Annotated in this window: 22 protein-coding genes and 1 pseudogene; 16 read left to right on the top strand and 7 right to left on the bottom strand. The window is 48.9% G+C overall.

Annotation, left to right across the window (positions count from 1 at the left end):
* From A3842_RS31175 to A3842_RS31165, 3 genes are all read left to right on the top strand, one after another.
* Positions 1 to 758 (top strand): hypothetical protein (locus A3842_RS31175; protein ID WP_218618710.1); only part of this gene is annotated, 758 nt, incomplete at its 5' end.
* A 133-nt stretch (positions 759 to 891) separates the two neighbouring features.
* A complete protein-coding gene (locus A3842_RS31170) occupies positions 892 to 1,053 on the top strand; it encodes a DUF255 domain-containing protein (protein WP_074103911.1) in 162 nt (53 codons plus the stop codon).
* 37 nt (positions 1,054 to 1,090) lie between these two features.
* Positions 1,091 to 3,016: a thioredoxin domain-containing protein gene (locus A3842_RS31165; protein WP_074103910.1), complete on the top strand. Its 1,926-nt coding sequence runs from the start codon at positions 1,091 to 1,093 to the stop codon at positions 3,014 to 3,016.
* Positions 3,017 to 3,138: 122 nt separating this feature from the next.
* On the opposite strand, the gene A3842_RS31160 is transcribed toward A3842_RS31165, so the two are convergent.
* Entirely contained in the window at positions 3,139 to 3,927 is a 789-nt protein-coding gene (locus A3842_RS31160) for a PaaX family transcriptional regulator C-terminal domain-containing protein (protein WP_074103909.1), read from the bottom strand.
* Positions 3,928 to 4,132: 205 nt separating this feature from the next.
* Here A3842_RS31160 and A3842_RS31155 point away from each other — a divergent pair, with 205 nt between their 5' ends.
* Positions 4,133 to 4,819: a metal-dependent hydrolase gene (locus A3842_RS31155; RefSeq protein WP_074103908.1), complete on the top strand. Its 687-nt coding sequence runs from the start codon at positions 4,133 to 4,135 to the stop codon at positions 4,817 to 4,819.
* A 162-nt stretch (positions 4,820 to 4,981) separates the two neighbouring features.
* Complete coding sequence (locus tag A3842_RS31150) at positions 4,982 to 5,968, top strand: aldo/keto reductase (RefSeq protein WP_074103907.1); 987 nt, start codon at positions 4,982 to 4,984, stop codon at positions 5,966 to 5,968.
* A 192-nt stretch (positions 5,969 to 6,160) separates the two neighbouring features.
* Here the strand turns inward: A3842_RS31150 and A3842_RS31145 are convergent, their stop codons facing one another.
* Positions 6,161 to 6,376: a hypothetical protein gene (locus A3842_RS31145; protein WP_074088015.1), complete on the bottom strand. Its 216-nt coding sequence runs from the start codon at positions 6,374 to 6,376 to the stop codon at positions 6,161 to 6,163.
* Between the two features lie 165 nt (positions 6,377 to 6,541).
* On the opposite strand from A3842_RS31145, the gene A3842_RS31140 reads away from it, so the two are divergent.
* The 7 genes from A3842_RS31140 (at position 6,542) to A3842_RS31110 (ending at position 12,928) form a co-directional block, all read left to right on the top strand.
* Positions 6,542 to 7,381 carry a DegV family protein gene (locus A3842_RS31140; RefSeq protein WP_074088017.1) on the top strand — a complete coding sequence of 280 codons (840 nt, stop codon included), beginning with the start codon at positions 6,542 to 6,544 and terminating at the stop codon, positions 7,379 to 7,381.
* Positions 7,382 to 7,636: 255 nt separating this feature from the next.
* A complete protein-coding gene (locus A3842_RS31135; RefSeq protein WP_074088018.1) occupies positions 7,637 to 8,341 on the top strand; it encodes a response regulator transcription factor in 705 nt (234 codons plus the stop codon).
* Positions 8,319 to 9,737 carry a sensor histidine kinase gene (locus A3842_RS31130; RefSeq protein WP_074103906.1) on the top strand — a complete coding sequence of 473 codons (1,419 nt, stop codon included), beginning with the start codon at positions 8,319 to 8,321 and terminating at the stop codon, positions 9,735 to 9,737. The genes A3842_RS31135 and A3842_RS31130 overlap by 23 nt, the downstream gene beginning before the upstream one ends.
* 34 nt (positions 9,738 to 9,771) lie before the next feature.
* Positions 9,772 to 10,878: an AI-2E family transporter gene (locus A3842_RS31125; protein WP_074103905.1), complete on the top strand. Its 1,107-nt coding sequence runs from the start codon at positions 9,772 to 9,774 to the stop codon at positions 10,876 to 10,878.
* Between the two features lie 106 nt (positions 10,879 to 10,984).
* Positions 10,985 to 11,332 carry an Asp23/Gls24 family envelope stress response protein gene (locus tag A3842_RS31120; protein ID WP_074088023.1) on the top strand — a complete coding sequence of 116 codons (348 nt, stop codon included), beginning with the start codon at positions 10,985 to 10,987 and terminating at the stop codon, positions 11,330 to 11,332.
* A gap of 79 nt (positions 11,333 to 11,411) precedes the next feature.
* A complete protein-coding gene (locus tag A3842_RS31115) occupies positions 11,412 to 11,777 on the top strand; it encodes a hypothetical protein (RefSeq protein ID WP_074088024.1) in 366 nt (121 codons plus the stop codon).
* A gap of 134 nt (positions 11,778 to 11,911) precedes the next feature.
* Positions 11,912 to 12,928, top strand: a complete 1,017-nt coding sequence (locus A3842_RS31110) for a S66 family peptidase (protein ID WP_074103904.1) — start codon at positions 11,912 to 11,914, stop codon at positions 12,926 to 12,928.
* Between the two features lie 51 nt (positions 12,929 to 12,979).
* Here A3842_RS31110 and A3842_RS31105 read toward each other — a convergent pair whose 3' ends face one another.
* From A3842_RS31105 to A3842_RS33845, 5 genes and pseudogenes are all read right to left on the bottom strand, one after another.
* On the bottom strand, positions 12,980 to 13,276 hold the full coding sequence (locus A3842_RS31105) for a YxcD family protein (protein ID WP_074103903.1): 297 nt from the start codon (positions 13,274 to 13,276) through the stop codon (positions 12,980 to 12,982).
* Position 13,277: 1 nt separating this feature from the next.
* Entirely contained in the window at positions 13,278 to 13,400 is a 123-nt protein-coding gene (locus A3842_RS33560; RefSeq protein ID WP_256701955.1) for a hypothetical protein, read from the bottom strand.
* A gap of 15 nt (positions 13,401 to 13,415) precedes the next feature.
* Positions 13,416 to 13,994, bottom strand: a complete 579-nt coding sequence (locus tag A3842_RS31100) for a beta-class carbonic anhydrase (RefSeq protein ID WP_074088029.1) — start codon at positions 13,992 to 13,994, stop codon at positions 13,416 to 13,418.
* A 178-nt stretch (positions 13,995 to 14,172) separates the two neighbouring features.
* Entirely contained in the window at positions 14,173 to 14,415 is a 243-nt protein-coding gene (locus tag A3842_RS31095) for an iron-sulfur cluster biosynthesis family protein (protein ID WP_074103902.1), read from the bottom strand.
* Positions 14,416 to 14,610: 195 nt separating this feature from the next.
* A pseudogene (locus tag A3842_RS33845) lies at positions 14,611 to 14,751 on the bottom strand (nucleoside deaminase); the annotation flags it as partial.
* Positions 14,752 to 14,864: 113 nt separating this feature from the next.
* Between A3842_RS33845 and A3842_RS31085 the strand changes: the two are divergent.
* The 4 genes from A3842_RS31085 to ffh all read left to right on the top strand — a co-directional run bounded on the left by A3842_RS31085 (position 14,865) and on the right by ffh (position 19,035).
* Positions 14,865 to 16,382 carry a carboxypeptidase M32 gene (locus A3842_RS31085; protein WP_074103901.1) on the top strand — a complete coding sequence of 506 codons (1,518 nt, stop codon included), beginning with the start codon at positions 14,865 to 14,867 and terminating at the stop codon, positions 16,380 to 16,382.
* A 93-nt stretch (positions 16,383 to 16,475) separates the two neighbouring features.
* On the top strand, positions 16,476 to 17,123 hold the full coding sequence (trhA, locus tag A3842_RS31080; protein ID WP_074088034.1) for a PAQR family membrane homeostasis protein TrhA: 648 nt from the start codon (positions 16,476 to 16,478) through the stop codon (positions 17,121 to 17,123).
* Positions 17,124 to 17,271: 148 nt separating this feature from the next.
* The gene (locus tag A3842_RS31075; RefSeq protein WP_074088036.1) at positions 17,272 to 17,628 is read left to right on the top strand and encodes a putative DNA-binding protein; all 357 of its coding nucleotides are present in this window, start codon (positions 17,272 to 17,274) and stop codon (positions 17,626 to 17,628) included.
* A 21-nt stretch (positions 17,629 to 17,649) separates the two neighbouring features.
* Complete coding sequence (gene ffh / locus A3842_RS31070; protein WP_074088038.1) at positions 17,650 to 19,035, top strand: signal recognition particle protein; 1,386 nt, start codon at positions 17,650 to 17,652, stop codon at positions 19,033 to 19,035.
* Positions 19,036 to 19,337 lie beyond the last annotated feature (302 nt).

Here is a 19,337-nt window from a genome sequence, read left to right as displayed (position 1 = left end):
CTATAGTATCTTTAGGACCAAAAATTTCGGTGATTAATCGGGAACTGGAAGGGAAAAGCAGAGTGAAATTTGTATTATATGAAGATTCCATATCTGAGACAAATACGATTGAAGAACAATATAAATTGCTTTGTGGTAAACTTCATAAATCTTGGATCACTGCTGTGAAATTAAACAGTTCAAGATGGATATTAGAAACACATTGGGCCAAAATCGTTTTCGTACCCTTGTATAAAGGACTCCCGATATTAAGCGGTTTTGACATGCCAATGTATCGAGTTGTTGATATGTATGGAGATCCATCGTCTCCAATGTTTCCAGTAGAAATTCCTTTAGAGATATACTCTTTATTTGGTTTAGATATTGCACCATTTACAGAATGGAGAGATGCTATTGCAAATGTGGGAAGATTAAGGCTAATTATTTTACAGTATAATCAGGCCATAGATGAAATTGTGAATCACCAACATGCTTTAAGCGAAGGGGGTTCTGCTTATTTAAATACGCTATTGATAGAAGTTGAAAAAATTTCCGGAGATTTCAATGGTGATTTCATACAAAATATTACTGCATTAAGCGATTATAAGGAACCTGAAGTGCTAGAATTATTAAGTATTATAATTAATGGTTTGAGTGATTTGGATATCATAGTAGAACACATTAGTTCGGTGCAAAAAATTGATGATATATCTGAAATATTACAAGAAGCAGCAACAGCGATGATTTTAGTAACGCCATACCTGAAACGCATTGAATAATCAAATATAAGTAGGCTTGGTTAGTCATTCGAGTGAAAATCACTTTCGTTCATGAGCCTTCCCCCACCTTTTTGGGTAAACTAACCCTAAGCAATACTTTACCCAAATCCCACACGAAAAGAGGTGATGCCCCATGACAACTCAAAAAGTACCCAATAGATTAGCCAAGGAAAAATCACCGTATCTGCTGCAACATGCTCATAACCCGGTGAACTGGTTTCCTTGGTCGGAAGAGGCTTTTGAAGTCGCCAAGCGCGACAACAAGCCCGTCTTCCTTTCTATTGGGTATAGCTAGTTGTTGATTCACACGTACTTGTCACTGGTGTCACGTAATGGAACGCGAAAGTTTCGAAGACCAGGAAGTAGCGAAGCTTCTTAACGATCACTATATCGCCATCAAGGTAGACCGCGAGGAGCGGCCGGATATTGATGCGCTGTATATGTCGGTGTGTCAGGCTCTGACGGGGAGCGGGGGGTGGCCGCTGACGGTGCTGCTGACGCCGGAGAAGAAGCCGTTTTATGCGGGGACGTATTTTCCGAAGCGGCAGATGTTCGGGCGCATTGGGCTGATGGATGTGCTGGAGCAGATTCACCGCAAATGGGAGCAGGATGGTGAAGCACTGGACAAGCTTGGAGATGATCTGCTCGCGGATCTTCAGTCACTGGACCGCAAGAACTCGCTAAGTGTCAGTGAAGGTAGTGAGGGAATTCCCGGGGAAGAGCTGCTGCACGAAGCCTATGAGCTGTACCGCCGTCAATTCGATGAGGAATATGGCGGGTTCGGCAATGCGCCGAAGTTCCCTTCGCCGCATAATCTGTCGTTTCTGCTGGCTTATAGCCAGACATACACCCAGCCGGATGCGCTGCGTATGGTCGAGAAGACGCTGGAGTCGATGTACCGGGGCGGCATGTACGACCATGTGGGCTTCGGGTTCGCGCGTTATTCCACGGACCGGGAGTGGCTGGTGCCGCATTTTGAGAAAATGCTCTACGATAATGCCCTGCTGGCGATTGCTTACTTGGAGGCTTACCAGATCACGAAGAAACCGCTGTACGCGGAGGTCGCTGAGCAGATCTTTGCGTATGCTAAGCGTGATATGACTTCGCCGGAGGGTGCTTTCTACTCAGCGGAGGATGCCGATTCCGAAGGGGTGGAAGGGAAGTTCTACGTCTTCTCCCGAGAGGAGATTGAAGAAGCACTTGGCCTGGAGGATATGCATTCCTACTGCCATGTGTACGGAATTACACCTGAGGGGAATTTTGAAGGGAAGAATATTCCGAATCTGCTGCAGAGCTTACCTGACGAGATGGCGGAGCGCTTGGGTATGAATCCGCTGGGTCTGCGGACAAGGATGGAGGAGTGGCGTGAGAAGCTGTTCGCCTACCGGGAGCAGCGTATCCATCCGTCAAAGGATGACAAGGTGCTCACTTCCTGGAACGGGCTGATGATTGCGGCTCTGGCGAAGGGTGCGAAGGCGCTGCAAAAGCCTGAGTATGCCCAAGCCTCAATAGCGGCGGCAGACTTTATCTGGGACAAGCTGCGGCGGGAGGACGGCAGGCTGCTGGCCCGCTACCGGGACGGTGAATCTGCGATTCCCGCTTATCTGGATGATTATACGTTTATGATCTGGGGCCTGACTGAACTGTACGAGGCGACGGGTCAATCCGTCTATCTGGAGCGGGCGCTGACCTTGAAGGATGGACTGCTGGAGCTGTTCATTGACGGGGAGAATGGCGGATTCTTTTTCACGGGGCATGATGGGGAAGAACTGCCGATCCGTTCCAAAGAATGGTATGACGGAGCGATACCTTCGGGAAACTCGGTGGCTGCGAAGCTGCTGTGGAAGCTGTCGGTAATGAGTCAGGATGTAGAACTGAAGATGGTTGCTGAGCATACAGCAGCAGTGATGGCTTCGGCAGCATCTGCTTATCCGCCGGGCTACGCCATGTATTTGCAGGCTCATCTGGCAATAGCATCTGGCGGCAGGGAATGGGTGCTATCCGGCAAACGGGAAGACGCTGCCCTCCACAGCATGTTGGCCCACGTCCAGCAGGCGTATCTGCCGGACGCGGCACTCCTTGTCAACTGGGAAGGGGATGCCGAAGGGATTCTCCGTCTGCTGCCGCATCTGGCGGACAAACCAGCCATGAACGGGGAAGCCACGGCTTATGTCTGCCGGAACTTCGCCTGCCGTGCTCCGGTAACGAATATGGAAGCGGTAAGGGAACTTCTGGTCTCCGGCCATCGTGAAGTTTAGCGATAGAAATATGAAGGGCAGCCTGCGGTTTGGGCTGCTTTTTGTGGTTTGTGCTTTCTTCCGGGGCAGCACAAAAAAGCCAACCATAGGTCAGCTTCTTCATCTGCCGCAGCTCATACGGCTCACCTGATAAATTGTGCATAAAAGGAATCCTGGGGAATCGCTCCAGCGAGTGTAGCCCCATATTCATTCATTTGTTGAAGAACGCGTTTGCCTGACCAATTGTCCGGCAGCAGTTCATCCGGGAGGTACGGGTCGGTCATGAACATCCCGCTTAGCTCCTCGCCCATCTGCAGATATAACAGGAAAAGCTGTAAAGGCTGCCCGGCCTCAAGCGCCTCATGCATTAATGGAGCAAACTCCTGCTGCAGCCAGCCTGATTTCTCCTGATATAAGGTATGGACCTTATCGAGCTGCCAGATGGACTGTGCTTTGAGCGGTGTAATCGAGCCTTCCAGGAATTGGCCCTGCAGGATAGATACCTTGCCTTCCAGCTCCAGCTTCCGGATCTGTGCAACGACTTCATTACGGTAATTCCATGGAGAAATGTACACACTGTTGTACAGAGGTCCATAGCCTAGCTGCAAAAGCGCCGAACGAAACAGGTCGCGTTTTTTGCGTTCGGATTCAGGGACTTCGAGCATGACCACATCCCAGGTCTGATTCCACTGCTCCTGATAACGGGCGGGCTTACTGTTAATCGCCTTGATATATGCAAGGCCGGCTGCTGTGACTTGATACCAGGAGCGCGACGGGGATGCAATATAACCTTCCTTTTTCAGGCGGGATAAGGCATTGCGGATATAGGTGGAGGTATACCCCCTTTGTTGGTAGATCTCCACAAACTGCTGGGCGCCCATCTGCTCCACTTTGGATAACAGAAACAGCATGGTTTTTTCAACGGACAGCAACGTTCTTCACACCTCTCTTGACAATAGGCATTGATGTATATATCATAAAGTCATACGAACGACATAAAAATAGATATATTCACGATTTCCGGTTATGACCGGACTTCTGCGTATTTGGTGTCATTGTAACGTAAACTTTAGGGTTTTGCACGGTTTAGTCCATTTGCACCCAATGAATTTCCATTCGAGAAGAGGAGAGATACTTATGAAAATCATTTATCATGGCCATTCCTGTATACAGATTGAGGTGAACGGCAAGTCGCTGATTATCGATCCGTTTCTCAGAGGCAATCCTGCTGCGGTCACCAAACCGGAGGATATTCAGACGGATATGGTGCTGCTGACACATGCTCATGTGGATCATATTCTGGATGCAGCCCCGATTGCACTGCAGAATAATGTGCCGGTTGTGGCGAATGTGGAGCTGGCTGGCTATATGGAAGGGAAGGGCGTCCAGACCATTGGAATGAACATCGGAGGAACGGTTGATTTTGGTTTTGCGAAGGCGACGATGATCCATGCGTTCCACACTTCAAGCATTACACTAGAGGATGGACAGCGCATCTATGGAGGTACACCTGCGGGCTTCATTATTGAGGCGGAAGGATGCACCGTTCTGCATTCGGGAGACACCGGACTTTTCGGAGATTTGAAAATGTTCGGCGAGCTCTATGACTTCGATCTGGCGATTCTGCCGATTGGTGGACATTTCACCATGGGACCGGAGCATGCGCTAATCGCCGCCAAATGGCTGGGAGCCAAACACGTGCTGCCGATTCACTACAATACTTTTCCGCCCATCGTGCAGGATGTGGGAGCTTTTGTTCAGGCGCTGGGTAAGGCCGGGATCAAGGGAACACCGCTTGCCTATGGGGAGTCGCTTGAGCTGTAAGAAGGCCGAAGATAGGGTGAAATAGCAGAAGTTTACAGATGAAGGACATCATTTTGGTGATGTTCTTTTTTTGCGTTCATATTTACATCATTAGAGGAACTGAAATTTAAGCATTGGAAGCCCCTATGGTATGATAATTAGAATAAAGGAGGCGGTTTGGAAATGAAGACCAGAATTCTGGGAAGTGGCAAGCTGCAGGTTTCGGCGCTGGGACTGGGCTGCATGGGGATGTCCGACTTTTACAGCGGTCGGGATGAAGCGGAATCCATCCGTACCATCCACCGGGCACTTGATCTGGGTGTGACTTTTTTGGATACGGCAGATATGTATGGGGTCGGGAAGAACGAAGAGCTAGTGGGACAAGCAATTAAGGGGCAACGGAATCATGTGGTGCTCGCCACCAAATTTGGCAATGTGCGGAGTGCAGAAGGGAAAATGCTCGGTGTAAATGGCCGTCCTGAATATGTGAAGTCTGCCTGTGATGCCAGCCTTCGTCGTCTGGGAGTAGATCATATCGATCTGTACTATCAGCACAGGGTAGATTCTAACACACCGATCGAGGAGACTGTAGGCGCGATGGCTGATCTCGTAACGGCTGGAAAAGTCCGCTTCCTCGGTTTGTCAGAAGCGGCTCCCGGAACGATCCGCCGTGCCCATGCGGTTCATCCGATCACGGCGCTGCAGACAGAGTACTCGCTATGGAGCCGCGATGTGGAGGATGAGATCCTGCCTGTTTGCCGTGAGCTTGGCATCGGTTTTGTTCCGTACAGCCCGCTGGGCCGGGGATTTCTTACCGGTCAAATTCAAACATTCGAGGATTTGGCGGAAGACGACTATCGTCGTTTTTCTCCGCGTTTTCAAGGGGAGAATTTCGCCAGAAATCTGGATCTGGTGAAGCGTATCCGGGAGATTGCTGCGGCGAAGGAATGCGAGCCTTCCCAGCTGGCGTTGGCCTGGCTGCTTGCACAGGGTGACGACATTATTCCGATTCCCGGTACGAAGCGGTTGAAATATCTGGAGGAGAACATCGGTTCACTGGAAGTCCGCTTAAACGGCGACGATCTGAAGAGCATTGATGATGCTGCGCCACTAGGAGTGGCAGCCGGAACCCGCTATCCGGAACAGAGCATGAAGAGTGTGAATCTCTAGTCTAGTACAGAAGACTGGTGATGAGTGATCTGACATTAGATTCAGGGAACAGTTCTGAATGTCCATGAGGATACGACAAACAGGCAGTGGCGTAGGAATTACGCTGCTGCCTGTTTTTTGCCACAATATTATACGCTTCCCGCCAGAAATGATCCTTATATTTCTCGCTGGAAATTCAATTCCTTAACTGGTTTATGACTTCTTCTCCGGCTCCTTGGGAGTCGTCCGGGACGGCCGGGTTACCCAGTTGCTGCGGTTCATCGGCTTGACCGTATCAATGCGTGGAATGAAACTCTCCTCAGCCTCTACAGGCTGCATTTGTCCCTCTGTTTCCTCTGACGCTATATTTTTCTTCGATAGACCTCTTCCGTTATGTTTGCCTTTATTCCATACTCTTCCCTTGCTCATGATTACACTCCATTTCTGTAGGCTTATACTTTCACCATATCACATCACGAACCGTTAAGAAAGATCGGAAAGCATAAAACAAGATTTTTGACAAGTTATAAAATGTACTATTGATTGCCCATCAGGCTGGCTATAATAATATAGAATTGAAAGGAGAGCACTCTGATGCCCATCAAGATCATTACCGACAGCGGTTCGGATTTACCCCTTGAATATGCAGAGAAATATAATGTGGATATTGTTCATTTGCCCGTTCACTTCGAGCATGATCTCATGCCGGAAGATACCGATACGAAGGCTTTTTATGCCAGAATGCGGGACTCCAAAGAGCTGCCGAAGACGGCCAGTCCCAGTCCGCAGGTCTTCCTGAACAAGTTCAAAGAAGTGGAAGCAGGCACTGACATTATGGTCGTCTGTATGTCATCCAATATAAGCAGCACTTATCAGACCGCATTGATTGCCAAGGAAATGTATGAAGAAGAAGGCCAACCCAATGCGATTGAAATTATAGATTCCAAAACCTTTTCCGGGGGTTTATCCCTCCTTGTCGCCATGACGGCTAAATGGTCACTGACCTGCTCAAGCCTAGAAGAGCTTAAGGCTATGGTTCTGGACAAAGCCGAGGAAGTGACAGCCTACTTTACCCTGGACACCCTGGAGAATGTAATCAAAGGCGGGCGCCTGAACCGGTTATCCGGTGCCGTAGCTTCCGTGCTGAATATTAAGCTGCTGCTGAAGATCAGCGACGAGGGGACTGTCGAGGTGGTTGAGAAGACACGGGGTCTGCCGAAGGCACTAACTCATCTGCTGGCGAAGCTCGAAGACAAGCAGCATGATTACGAAAAGGCGGTTATCGCCATTGTACATAGCAATTGCGAAAAACTTGCGCTGGAGATCAAGGAGCGTATTCTTGAGAAACACCCTTTCAAAGAGATTTTGTTCTCCAGTATGGGACCTGTGATGGGTACATATGCCGGAGAAGGCGGAATCGGCGTGGCTTTTTAACCACCGCTCCGCCCCTCAGCAGTCAGGCCGTACCTGGGATTCGCCCGGTGTACGGCTTTTTTTAAATTTAAGAATTTATATGTTTCACGCTATAACTTATCCTTATATTACCGCCCTTAGAAGGACGGCCAAACCGTTTCTGCTTGCTTCAGTAAACTTTATCTATTCTTAAGATTTGGTTTAGACAGGATAAAGAATGGCAGGCTATAGTTACAATTAACGCACCTTGCGGAAAAAGATAGAGGGGGATTCACGATGTATACCATTCTGATTGCCGATGATGAATCGGAAATTGTAGAGCTGCTGCAGCTCTATTTGGAGAAGGAATACAACATTCTGCAAGCACAGAACGGAAATGAGGCGCTCAAGCTGATGCAGAGCCATACCGTTGATCTGGCGATTCTCGATATTATGATGCCGGGCATGGACGGGCTGCAGCTGCTGAAGCGAATCCGTGAAAACAATCATTTTCCAGTGCTGTTTCTATCAGCCAAAAGCCAGTATCATGATAAAATCCTGGGGCTTGAGCTGGGGGCGGATGACTATATTTCCAAACCGTTCAATCCGCTGGAAATTGTCGCCCGTGTAGGGTCGATGCTCCGGCGGGTTCACCAGTTCGACGCCCCGGCGGTACAAGAAGCGAAGAAGGAGCAGATCGTGCTCGGACGCCTGCTGCTCGACCGGAGCAGCTGTCAGGTACAGGTGTCAGGAGAGCCGGTTAGCTTGACCTCTACAGAGTACAAAATTCTGGAACTGCTGATGGAGCAGCCGGGCCGGGTCTTCACCCGGAAGAAGATTTACGAAGCCGTATGGGAAGACTTTTACGTCTATGAAGATAACAGCATCATGGTGCATATCAGCAATATCCGGGACAAAATTGAACGTGATTCCAAGAAGCCGGAATACCTGAAGACGATCAGGGGATTGGGGTACAAAATTGAAGCACCCGTGGAAAAGTAGGGATAACCGTCCGCTGCAGACGTCACTTACGCTGGATTTCCTGCTATTCAATTGTATGCTGCTGATGATTGTACTGATAGTCTACCTGTTCATTCAGAAGGATATCACCCATCTGATTCTAAACAAACAGCTCACGGACCCGAATCTTTCCGTCGAGGCTGGGGATTACCGGGAAGAGCTGGGCGAGGGTATACAGAGCAGGCGGCTGCTGCATAGCGGGGGATGGCTGGAGATCCTTGATTCCGGTAAACAGGTGATCCGTGTCATTGGAGAGAAGCAGGATCAGACCCTCTCCTATGATGAGAATAGTCTCTTTCTGGGACTCGAGAACCGCACAGATCAGCCTTATTACTATTCGATTACCCAACTAGATGGAGAGAGCCGCGCAGCCTGGCTGCTGCTCAAAATCCCCCGAAGTGTAATTAAAGTATCCATTAACAACGTTGTACTGGTTTCCTATTTGAATCATTCTGTGTTTTTCTATGTGTTTATGGTCAGCGGATTAATTCTCATGCTGATCTTTGTATACAGCTATTGGGTCACAAGACGCATCAAGAAGCCGCTGCGGGTGCTGAATCTCGGTCTGAAGCAGATGATGGAAGGGCACTACAGCACACGGATTGCGCTTTATGCCGAGACAGAATTCCTCCGGATCGGCGAGAGCTTCAATTACATGGCCGACGTGATTGAGAAGACAACAGAAGAGAAGCGGAAGGCTGAGAAAAGCAAGCAGAGGCTGATGGTTGACTTGTCTCATGATCTGAAAACACCGATTACAAGTATCCAAGGCTATGCGCAGGCCTTGATGGAAGGCCGGGGGACTGACCCTGAACGCCAGACGAAGTACTTGAATTATATCTACACCAAATCGGTGCAGGTGACGAAGCTGATCCAGCATATGCTGGAGTTGCTGAAGCTGGACTCTCCGGATTTCATTCTTCATACAGAACGGCTGGAGCTGGGGGATCATCTGCGGGAGATTGTTGCTGATACCTACGGCGAAATTGAGCAAAAAGACTTCCAGCTTCAGCTTCAGGTTCCAGATGAAGAAGTATATGCCCGCTATGATCCGGAGCTGTTCGCAAGTGTTATCAATAATCTGATCTCCAATGCGCTGGCCTACAATCCCGAAGGGACCAGCCTGCGGGTAACCGTCATCCCGGAGGATACAGAGGTTCGTGTAGAGATTGCAGATAACGGAATAGGCATCCCCAAAGAGCTCTGGTCAACGATTTTCGATCCGTTTGTACGTGGGGACGAATCCCGGACGGCAAGTGGCGGAACAGGGCTTGGATTATCCATTGCGAAGAAAAACGTGGAGAAGATGGACGGTTCGCTTACGCTTGAGAGCAGAGAGGGAGAACCAACGGTTTTCACCGTCCGTATTCCAAAATAGGACGGCAGGATGAATTCAGGAACGGGAGAGGGTCATGGCCAAATTAAATTTGTTTATCCGCATTTGTATCGCTGTGCTTTTGGTGCTGGGAATTATTTATGTAGGCACCCTAGTGAATTTTATTTTTACACCGGTTTTCTCGTTATTCCGTGTGGTCATCGTGCCTTTAATGCTGGCGGTGTTCTTCTATTATCTGCTGCGGCCGCTGATTGATCTGCTGGAGTCACGGAAGCTGAACCGTACGGCAGCTATTTTGCTGGTCTATTTGATCATAGCCGTGCTGTTCATGTGCTTCAGTGTAGGAGTTTGGCCATCGCTGAAGAATCAGCTGGTGAATCTCGGCAATAACATGCCAAACGTGTTCACGGCCGTGGGCGAACAACTGAAGAAGCTGGAGGAGAGTAAGCTGTTGTCTTCGCTGATACCTGCGGATATGAATCCGGCGGGCCAACTGATGGATTATCTGAATAAAGGCTTTTCCCTGATGACGAGTTCTGTATCGGAGTTGTTCTCCTTTGTATCCAATTTTGCCATGGTGCTGTTTACTTTTCCCATTCTTCTGTTCTACATGCTCAAGGAAGGCGGTAAGTTTGGCGCAAAAGTGGTGAGCTTTTTCCCGAAACGCTTTCAGGTAGAAGGCGCTGGGGTGGTTTCCGACATTGACGGGGCGCTCAGCGGATTTATCGTAGGCAGAGTACTGGTGAATCTGGCCCTTGGCGTGTTGATGTATATTGGGTTTTTGATCATAGGCCTGCCTTATGCGCTTCTCCTGACACTGCTAGCTGTGTTGATGAACTTTATTCCCTTTATAGGAGCAATTCTGTCAACAGTTCCTATTTTAATTATCGGTCTGTTTGAGTCGCCTTCAACGGCAGTCTGGTCCATTGTGGTTGTGCTTGTTGCCCAGCAGATTCAGGATAACCTGGTAGCACCCTATATTTTTGGAAAAAGCCTTGATATCCATCCGATTACTACGATTATTCTGGTATTGGCCGGTGGGGATTTTGGCGGTATTATCGGTATACTCCTGATTATTCCGGTCTATATGATGCTCAAAATTATTACAGTGAAGCTGTACCAGATGTTTATCCGGCAGCGCTGGCCGGAAGAGCCGCAGCTGGCTGCGGATTCAGGAGAGTAAGCCTATCTGTACTTGGTAGATATTAGGCGCATGCTTTCGAAGTGAATTTTGTACGAAGCGATTCGGACGATGCTTAAACTAACCATACTTTGAGGAGGAACTTACGATGGATCAAGGTGTTCAAAAAGGGCTTGTTGATATTTCTGATCGGGTGATATCGGCTATTATTAGCTATGTTGTTATGGATACTCCGGGGATCGCAGGAATGTCCGGTAGTTCCGTTACGGGGAATCTGGCCAAACTTCTGGGCAGCAAAATCGGGGCTAAAGGAATGTCCGTGGAAGTGTCAGAGGAGGAGGTTGCCGTTCATCTTCAAATCATAGTGGACTATGGCTGCCGGATTCAAGAGGTATGTAAAAGTCTGCAGTATAATGTCCGCGGGGCTGTGGAGAATATGCTTGGCCTGACGCTGGCTGTTGTCAACATTCGGGTGGAAAAGCTGGCTCTTCCATAAACCTGGTACACAGTATAGGCACCGTGCTCTGGGCAGATGCATAGAATGGAGCAAATCCATTTACGGAGGTTATAAAGCTATGTCATTCTATCAGTCCGGCCAGCCTGCAACGTTGATCTATCAGGCCGATCCGGCCGTTGTCCAGCATCTGCACCGGGTCCGCGATTCCCTGCACCACTCCTGTAAGCCTTATCTTAATCACCAAGTCAATGTACAGATGATTGACGGTCAGATGCATGAAGGAACGATTGCCGGAATGGACTGCAAGCATCTATATCTCATGGTGGGGGGGACCGCAGATATGGAGCGCGGATATTACAATCCATACTACAATCCCTATTACCAGCCTTATCCAGGCCCGGGCTACCCTTACCCTGGACCCGTCAATAACAATGGGATTCTGCCGCTGGTGCTATTCGAGCTGCTGGCCATATCCTTGATCTGACCCTTTCCAAATTCCCAAAGACATGAACGTGATGACCGGCAGCGTGCCGAATCTAAGTTCATGTTTTTTTTGCCCGGAAAACACCGGAGAATGATAGACTAAGTATAAAGCAAGTAAGTTATAGGAGGTTCAAGATGATTACATACCCTGTACTTGAAAAAAGAGCAACCATTGGTGTGACCGCATCCTCGGCAGGGGTTGGCCCAGGATCTGTGGAGCTGTTCGGGGAAGCCTGCAGCCGCATGAAGGAGAGAGGGTTTCAGGTTATTTGCGGCGATACGGTCTATAAGCATGACAAGGCCAAATCCGCATCCGGCAAGGAGCGTGGCACTGAGTTCAATCAGATGATGAGTGATGACAGGATTGACCTGATCATTCCGCCCTGGGGCGGAGAACTGCTGATCGAGATGCTGGAGCATATTGACTTTGGGAAGGTGCGGCACAAATGGGTCCTGGGCTTCTCTGATATTAGCCTGCTGCTGCTAGTGATCACCTTGCGGACAGGGATAGCGACTGCGCATGGACCAAGTTTTGGAGATTTGCGCGGAAAGGTTACAGACCAGACTACAGCGATGTGGCAGACGGTGTTATCCACCGCAAGTGGACAATCGGTCGTCCAGCGCTCTTCGCTGAACTACCATCAGGAGGTGGAGGGAGCGGAACCATCGCCGTCCCTATTTCATTTAAATACCAGAACACAGTGGAAGACGGTCTCAGGTGATGCTGTGTCTCTCAGGGGCCGGCTGCTTGGAGGCTGCATTGATATCATCCGCCATATCATAGGCACACCCTACGGCGATGTGCGTCACTTTCAAGAAGCCTTCATTCATCAGGAACCGGTCATTTGGTATCTGGAGTATTGTGAATTGAACACAGTTGATCTACGCCGCTCTCTGGTGCAGATGAAGCTGGCCGGCTGGTTCGAGAACTGTTCCGGTGTGATGTTCGGCAGAGGCGGCACCAACACACCCATAGACAATTACACGGCAGAGGATGCATATAAAGAATTGGCCGAAGAACTGCAGTTACCCGTTGTTTACGATTTGGATTATGGTCATGTTCCTCCGCAAATGACGCTGATCAATGGAGCATACGCCGAGGTAAATGTTGCCGGTGGCTCAGGGGTAATCACACAATATTTTTATGAATAGCAGTATCTTCAGAAAAAAAGAGACAGCCAAGGTGCTGTCTCTTTTTTGGAACTATACAGTTGACGTATTCACAACCGCCGTGATCTCATCATCCAGTTCCAGTCGGACATCTTCACGGTAGGCACGTATGCCATACTCACTGTGCGTGTAACGGAGGATTGCTTCCATCATATTGGACTCCACCAGGAACGGGCTGCGGCCTTCGATCCACACCTCTGCGGTGTATCCGGTGTCTTCTTCCCAGCTAAGCTCCACCTGGACATCCTGAACCCGAACGCTCTTGCGTTCAGCCATATGCATACAGATGGCATTAATAATCTCATCCATCGTAAGAATGGTTGCCCCCATATTAGTAACGTCCACCCTGTTCCTGAAGTCTGCGCCGTTCCTTTCTGCGCCGGAAGAAGGACATAATCATGATTACGACGAGATAGATGGCCAGCATAAAAAATGCGCGGATCGTATGATCCACGCAAACAGCAGATTATCAGAGAGTTGCCTTGTTCTCCACGTAACCGTCAGACACCAGTTCAAGCGCTCCGGTAGCCGGATCGATGATCATGCCGTGAACAGGTACGTTTGGGGGGAGTAAAGGATGGCGCTTAATCAGCTCCACAGTCTGAATTACCCCTTCTTCCACATTGTCAAACCCGCGCAGCCACTTCGTGAGCTTAATTCCCGAGTTCTCCAGAGTGGATAACACCTGCTCTGATACCCCGCGTTCTTTAATGGAGTTGATCATTTTGTCCGCATTCAGTGAAGCCATCCCGCATTCATAGTGTCCCACGACAATTACTTCATCCGCATCCAGCTCATACAGGGCTACCATAACGCTGCGCATTACGCTGCCGAAAGGCTGGGATATGACGGCACCGGCGTTTTTAATGATTTTGACGTCCCCGTTCTTGAAATTCATAGCCTTGGGGAGAAGCTCTACAAGCCTTGTGTCCATGCAGGTGATGATCAGCATCTTTTTGTCAGGAAAGCGGCTGGTCAGATAGGTTTCATATTCTTTTTGTTCGACGAATTTCTTGTTAAACTCCATAATATCAGTGATTTGGCTCATGACCTGCTGCCTCCTAAAAGTTTTTTTAGCGATACACCCTCCGATTCAGCCCCGAAAAACTGTCTCGAAAGCATACGCCAAGTTTTGTGAGCATCCTGCTCCGAGAATGTTAATTCCTAATATACTCCTTAAACACCCTTTTCGCACATATGTACTTGATAAAAAGGATGTTAACACATTATTTGGTGGTCACGCTGCATAGAGTTCCGGCGGTCTCCAGGGGCATACCGGTGCTCCGCACATCCCGCACAAGAATATTCTTGCCATAAATCTGTGAATTGCTGTCCAGCTTGAAGGAAGATATACGCTCGTCTGCATCCAGACGCATACTGTCCTCATAGAAGATTTCCTGCTGGCGGCTGATAACAAAAGGAAGATTGTCCGTCTCTATCGTAGTATCTCCGGCTTCCGCTTGATTCACGACCAGCAGTACATGGATACACTCCTTTGGATGAAGTTTGAGGGTTATTTAAAATTTAAAGATATAATCCTCTGAAGTTGATTATACGGATTATAATGAACCGGCGTCAATATTCCGTGATTTATCTGGACACTTCACTAGAAAAGGAGTGGATCGGTTATCTAAGATTCCGAAGCCTTCGAATACATTCAGCCCTTCTGCTTGCTGATCATGTGACATACTATAGACTACTTTCCCTAAATTTGACCATACCATGGCTCCAGTACATATTACGCAAGGCCCACAGCGGGTATACAAAGTATATTCATTTAGATCAAAAATATTGTTTTCAGAGCAACAAGAGAATAATCTCGTCTAAGCCATATTCATGCAGGTGCGGTTGATTATAAGAAGTTAAAAAAGTATCATCAAGAGGAGCTGGTAAAAATAGAGAAAGCGGGTGTTCAATCATGGAACAACTGGTCCAGGAAGAGTGGGAGAAATTCAGCGGGCTATTATCCAAAATTAGCGGGTACACAGAAGCGATTGGCTTACTGCATTGGGATTTGCGCACAGGCGCCCCACGCAAAGGTGTGGAGATTCGTTCCAATACCATCGGGTTGATCAGCGGAGAGATCTTCAGACTGCAGACTTCTCCGGAAATGGGCGAGTTCACAAAATATTTCAGCCGCCCGGAAGTCATGACCCAATTAAGCGACATCCAGAACAAGATCGTTAAAGATTGCCGCAAGGAGTATGAGCGCAGCCAGAGTATACCTTCCAAAAGCTATGAGGAGTACTCCATGCTCACCGCCCATGCCCAGACGATTTGGGAGGAAGCCAAGGAAAGTGATGATTTTGATTCCTTCGAACCGTACCTAAGCAAAATTGTTGCGTTCACACAGGAGTTTATCGACCACTGGGGTGTGAAGGACTCCCGCTATGATACTCTGCTCGACATGTACGAGCCCGATCTGACGGTTGAGAAGCTGGATGATATCTTCGGACGTCTGCGCAGCCGCCTCGTTCCGCTTGTCGAGGCTATAGCCGCATCCAAGAACAAGCCCGAAACAGCGTTCCTCGCCCAGATTTTCCCTAAGGAGCAGCAAGAGAAGTTCGGGTTATTCATTCTTGAGCAAATGGGCTTTGACTTTGAAGCCGGACGACTGGATGAAAGTGTGCATCCGTTCGCTACCGGGCTGAACCCGGGGGATGTGCGCATCACGACAAACTACTTGCTGGATAATGTCTTAAGCGCTGTATTCAGCTCACTGCATGAAGGTGGACATGCTCTATATGAACAGAATATCAGCAAGGATCTTGTAGGCACACCGCTGGCTCAAGGGGCGTCCATGGGTATTCATGAATCCCAGTCCAGACTATGGGAAAATATGATTGGCCGCAGCCGTTCATTCTGGCAACGCTACTACGGAGATCTTCAGCAGCATTTCCCTGAGCAGCTGGCCAATGTCGAAGTGGAAGACTTTTACCGTGCAATCAACAGTGTAGCGAATTCCTTCATCCGCATTGAAGCCGATGAATTGACGTACAACCTGCATATCATTGTCCGCTATGAGATTGAAAAGCTTATTTATAATGAAGGACTGGAAGTGAAGGATCTGCCTGGGGTATGGAATGCCAAGTATCAGGAATACCTGGGGATTACCCCTCCGAGCAATGCCCTGGGAGTGCTGCAGGATGTTCACTGGTCCGGCGGGGACTTCGGTTATTTTGCCTCATATTCACTGGGAAATATGTATGCCGCACAAATTTTGAATACACTTCGTAAGGAATTGCCGGAGCTTGAAGATCTGATAGCCGCCGGCAACCTGTTGCCGATCAAGGAATGGCTAACAAACAAAATCTACCGTTATGGTCAGAGCCTGACTCCATCACAAATCATTGAACAGGTGACAGGTGAGCCGCTGAACCCTGATTATCTGGCCGATTATTTAGAAGCTAAATATACGGAGCTGTATAAACTATAATCAACTTATAGACCCAGGGTCTGCAGCAAAGTGGAAGGACTTCGCAGAAGGGAATATAATAGAAGGAAAGCGCAGAATGGAAGGAATAGTGGAATGGCAAATACACACACATACAGTCGCAAGGAAGAGGTCGCAAATGCGGTAACGCATGGGATTGGAGCGGTATTGAGCATAGTAGCTCTTGTGCTGCTGGTCGTCTTCGCTGTACAGAACGGCACAGCCTGGCATGTGGTCAGCTTCTCCATTTACGGTGCCACGATGCTGCTGCTGTATATTAATTCAACACTTGTGCATAGTCTTAGGGAAGGGAAGGCCAAGGACTTCTTTGAATTTCTGGACCATTCCTCCATCTACTTGTTTATTGCCGGTACATACACACCCTTTATGCTGGTGGCGATCCGGGGGACACTAGGTTGGACCTTGTTTGGGATTGCCTGGGGTGTAGCTGTGTTCGGCGTTTTCTTCAAAGCCTTTTTCGTTAAGAAATTTCTGTTCATGTCCACCATTTTTTACATCGCCATGGGCTGGATGATTGTGATTGCCTGGAATCCGCTCTCAGCGGTGATGGCAGATGGGGGCATGGCCTGGCTGCTGGTCGGCGGGCTGCTGTATACACTGGGAACGGTTTTTTATGTGTGGCGGGGATTCCCTTACCATCATGCAATTTGGCATTTGTTTGTTCTCGGAGGCACCATAGTCCACTTTTTTGTTGTGCTTCTTTACGTGCTGCCAATTCACTGATGGGTGCGCTCCGCCATGGGGAAATACACTTTTAGAACAAAGAACGAGATGACAAGCAAAAAGGCTTGACATCTTTCTTTGTTTTAGGTATCATAAGGGACGTTGTGAAGCTGTAAAGTGTTTTTCCTTGACGAAGGGAGTGCCCTTAATGAGTCAGGAGAATAGGCTCGAGAAAACCAACCGGATTAACTTGTTATTTGCTTTTTATGAACGCCTGCTTACGGATAAGCAGCAAACGTTTCTTAAATATTATTTTCACGATGACTTCTCCCTGGGAGAAATCGCCGCTGAATTTGAAATTAGCCGCCAAGCCGTGTATGAGCACATTAAGCGTGCGGAGCAGGTTCTGGAGAATTACGAAGAAAAGCTGGGATTGCTTACGAAGCATGAGAGCCGCAACAAATACTTAGAAGAACTGCGCAGACTGCCGGAGAATGGGATGCTGCCTGAGCAATATACACTGCGGTTCACGGAGCTCGTGGATCGTTTGCAGAGGTTAGAGTAGCATGAAGGGAGAAAGCTGCATATGGCGTTTGAAGGTTTAACCGGAAGATTGCAGAATGTGTTCAGCAAGCTGCGTGGCAAAGGTAAAGTATCCGAAGAAGACGTAAATGAAGCCATGCGCGAAGTACGGCTGGCCCTTCTGGAAGCCGACGTTAACTTCAAGGTAGTCAAGGACTTTGTGTCCAAGGTGAAGGAGAAGTCCGTTGGCAAGGAAGTAATGGACAGCTTTACTCCCGGCATGGTAATTATTGATATCGTCAACAAGGAACTGACCGAGCTGATGGGCGGAAGCCAGGCAAAGCTGGCTAAGTCGAACAAGCCGCCGACCGTGATCATGATGGCTGGTTTACAAGGGGCAGGGAAGACGACCACTTCAGGCAAGCTGGCTAAGCTGCTGCAGAAGGGGAATCACCGCCCGCTGTTGGTAGCTGCTGATATTTACCGCCCGGCTGCGATCAAGCAGTTGCAGGTCCTGGGTGAACAGATCAAGGCTCCTGTATTTACGTTGGGTGATCAGACGAGTCCGGTGGAAATTGCCAGACAAGCTGTTCAGCATGCGAAGGATAACAACCTGGATTACGTGATTATCGATACTGCAGGCCGACTGCATATTGATGAAGAGCTTATGGAAGAGCTGAAGCAGATTCATAACGTTGTAAGTCCTGACGAAGTGCTGCTCGTTGTAGACGCAATGACTGGTCAGGATGCCGTTAACGTTGCCGACAGCTTCAATAAGCAGCTCGAGCTTACCGGGGTTGTACTGACGAAGCTTGACGGCGACAGCCGCGGTGGTGCCGCATTGTCTGTCAAGGCGGTCACTGGCTGCCCGATCAAATTCGCTGCACTAGGTGAGAAGATTGATGCGCTGGAGCCTTTCCATCCTGAGCGGATGGCATCCCGTATTCTCGGAATGGGTGACATGCTGTCGCTGATCGAGAAGGCACAGGCCAACATCGATACCGAAAAAGCCAAGGAAATGGAACGTAAGATGCGCAATGCAGAATTTACGTTCGATGACTTCCTGGAGCAAATGGACCAAGTCAAGAAGCTTGGCCCTATCGACCAGATTCTCGACATGCTTCCTGGCATGAACAAAGCCAAGGGCATGAAGGACCTTAAGGTCGACGACAAGCAGATGGGCCGCGTCGAAGCTATTGTTCATTCCATGACCAAAGCCGAGAAGGCTCAGCCTGAGATCATCAACCACAACCGCCGCAAACGCATTGCCACCGGCAGTGGAACCAACGTGGCTGAGGTTAACCGTCTTATCAAGCAGTTCGATGAAATGCGCAAGATGATGAAGCAGTTCTCCGGCATGATGGGCGGCGGAGGCAAGGGTGGCAAGAAAAACGCCATGAAGCAGCTCAAAGGACTTGGCGGTAAAGGAATGAAGTTCCCTTTCCGTTGATCACATCTTTTGATCTCAGTCCTTTGATCTTCATATAGATCAGACATTGTACAACATCAGATGATCAAGGGTTTTGATCTTATTCTTTTGACCCTGATCTTAGTCTTTTGATCTTAAATGTTAAATCTTTACCCGTTGCTAGGTACCGCTGCAGTTAAGCGTGTCCCGCAGGGACGGCAAGCGTTCCTACTCCAACATTCCAAGGTAGAGCCAGTCTGAATGCCCACGCCAGTTGCACTTAGCCGGGTGTCCAGAGGGCGGAGCCCTTGGGGCCCTCCCTTGGCTAAGGGAGGGTTTGGGAG

Origin of the sequence: Paenibacillus sp. P3E, from assembly GCF_001909045.1 — a bacterium.
GTDB classification, from domain to species: domain Bacteria; phylum Bacillota; class Bacilli; order Paenibacillales; family Paenibacillaceae; genus Paenibacillus_AQ; species Paenibacillus_AQ helianthi.
This window is presented reverse-complemented; position numbering and strand designations above follow the sequence as displayed.

What these genes read in the sequence shown, in the direction of transcription:
- A3842_RS31165 (WP_074103910.1), top strand. Translation starts at nt 1,091, where the DNA reads ATGGAACGCGAAAGTTTCGAAGACCAGGAAGTAGCGAAGCTTCTTAAC.
- A3842_RS31170 (WP_074103911.1), top strand. Translation starts at nt 892, where the DNA reads ATGACAACTCAAAAAGTACCCAATAGATTAGCCAAGGAAAAATCACCG.
- A3842_RS31155 (WP_074103908.1), top strand. Translation starts at nt 4,133, where the DNA reads ATGAAAATCATTTATCATGGCCATTCCTGTATACAGATTGAGGTGAAC.
- A3842_RS31100 (WP_074088029.1), bottom strand. Translation starts at nt 13,994, where the DNA reads ATGAGCCAAATCACTGATATTATGGAGTTTAACAAGAAATTCGTCGAA.
- A3842_RS31105 (WP_074103903.1), bottom strand. Translation starts at nt 13,276, where the DNA reads ATGGGGGCAACCATTCTTACGATGGATGAGATTATTAATGCCATCTGT.
- A3842_RS31115 (WP_074088024.1), top strand. Translation starts at nt 11,412, where the DNA reads ATGTCATTCTATCAGTCCGGCCAGCCTGCAACGTTGATCTATCAGGCC.
- A3842_RS31120 (WP_074088023.1), top strand. Translation starts at nt 10,985, where the DNA reads ATGGATCAAGGTGTTCAAAAAGGGCTTGTTGATATTTCTGATCGGGTG.
- A3842_RS31135 (WP_074088018.1), top strand. Translation starts at nt 7,637, where the DNA reads ATGTATACCATTCTGATTGCCGATGATGAATCGGAAATTGTAGAGCTG.
- trhA (WP_074088034.1), top strand. Translation starts at nt 16,476, where the DNA reads ATGGCAAATACACACACATACAGTCGCAAGGAAGAGGTCGCAAATGCG.
- A3842_RS31145 (WP_074088015.1), bottom strand. Translation starts at nt 6,376, where the DNA reads ATGAGCAAGGGAAGAGTATGGAATAAAGGCAAACATAACGGAAGAGGT.
- A3842_RS31075 (WP_074088036.1), top strand. Translation starts at nt 17,272, where the DNA reads ATGAGTCAGGAGAATAGGCTCGAGAAAACCAACCGGATTAACTTGTTA.
- A3842_RS31085 (WP_074103901.1), top strand. Translation starts at nt 14,865, where the DNA reads ATGGAACAACTGGTCCAGGAAGAGTGGGAGAAATTCAGCGGGCTATTA.
- A3842_RS31110 (WP_074103904.1), top strand. Translation starts at nt 11,912, where the DNA reads ATGATTACATACCCTGTACTTGAAAAAAGAGCAACCATTGGTGTGACC.
- A3842_RS31150 (WP_074103907.1), top strand. Translation starts at nt 4,982, where the DNA reads ATGAAGACCAGAATTCTGGGAAGTGGCAAGCTGCAGGTTTCGGCGCTG.
- A3842_RS31125 (WP_074103905.1), top strand. Translation starts at nt 9,772, where the DNA reads ATGGCCAAATTAAATTTGTTTATCCGCATTTGTATCGCTGTGCTTTTG.
- A3842_RS31140 (WP_074088017.1), top strand. Translation starts at nt 6,542, where the DNA reads ATGCCCATCAAGATCATTACCGACAGCGGTTCGGATTTACCCCTTGAA.
- ffh (WP_074088038.1), top strand. Translation starts at nt 17,650, where the DNA reads ATGGCGTTTGAAGGTTTAACCGGAAGATTGCAGAATGTGTTCAGCAAG.